The 1,241-nt window shown below is 51.4% G+C and carries 1 protein-coding gene; it reads right to left on the minus strand.

From position 1 onward, the window contains the following. On the minus strand, positions 1–1,241 hold a 1,241-nt coding region (locus PLA23_RS13570), incomplete at both ends, for a 3'-5' exonuclease (protein WP_324475566.1).

Below are 1,241 nucleotides of genomic sequence, written 5' to 3' on the forward strand. Positions count from 1 at the left end.
CAGACCCTCTGCACGACCGGGATCGACAAATGGCATGAAAAAGTTCTCCTCAACCGAGGTTGCCACCGCTGTAACCGGATCATACCCCTCCTTCATCAGTTCAGCAGCTTCCCGCATACAATGATGGAGCGCATTTCCATAGCCGAGATATGGGTTGATACCCGGCTGAAATCCCCATATGGTATTTATTCTGTACCGGTACGGACATTTACTATAGTGAATCAACTCGCCGGCTGAAAAGGTCTGGATCTCATCATCCTCACCACGCTGCGAGAATGAGAGATCAGGCAGATGTGCAGAGGAAGATAGAACCTCAATATCCGGACAGTCAGCCAGATCCTCAATAAATTCGCTGACACCCTTCTTCTTCCCGTTTAGTGTTGTAAAGTATGACAGGACGAGCAGCTCCTTTGCCCTTGTCATGGCCACGTACATCAACTTCCGTTCCCCTTCCACATCACCTTCATACCTGGACACATCAAACATATCCCGGGGAAGAAACCATCTCTGCTCTCTTCCGGTGTTGGATGAGGGAAACCTTCCGTTCACCAGAGCAGGGATGAACACAACCGGCCACTCCAGCCCTTTTGACTGATGCATGGTCATCAGATTCACTGCATTCAGACCGGTCAGATCATCATCCATACGCTCATCATAGGCCCCGTTTGCGTAATGGTTCAGGAAATACGTTATCGTCTTTAACAGAGTTGGCCAAGAGACCCGGTGACCCCCGAGTTTCTGGGCCGTTTCCACATCGCTCATGATATCCCCGAACCGCCCCAGATTAGCCATGATGACCGCATGTTCAGGATTATCCGGATCCAGGTGTAAAAACCCGAGAATGGAGAGGAGTTCCTGGTACATCCCGGCAACATGATCAAACCCTTTCCCATGGAGTTGCCGTTTCCACTCAGTCAGCCGGGGAAGAATCTCATCAACCGTGCAAAGACCCGGGATTGCATCCACCCATTCCTGTGATCCGAACGTGAGCAGATCCTCCCCCTCAAGCTTATTCTTCCAGTCCCATCGTGACTTCTGGAAAAAGCCGTCCGGAGAAGCCCAGACCACAATCTTTGCAAGAGCCGCAATCTCCGCCCGGCGAAAAAGACCAACCTTCCCCCCGACCATGAAAGGAATATGCTTCTCCCGGAACACATCAATGAACGGCTCACCACTTGTATTCACACTCCGAAGAAGAATCCCGATATCACCGTACCTGCACTGGCCACGAGCAACCATCC

This window comes from Methanospirillum sp. (assembly GCF_035406105.1).
In the GTDB taxonomy this organism is placed as follows: Archaea; Halobacteriota; Methanomicrobia; order Methanomicrobiales; family Methanospirillaceae; genus Methanospirillum.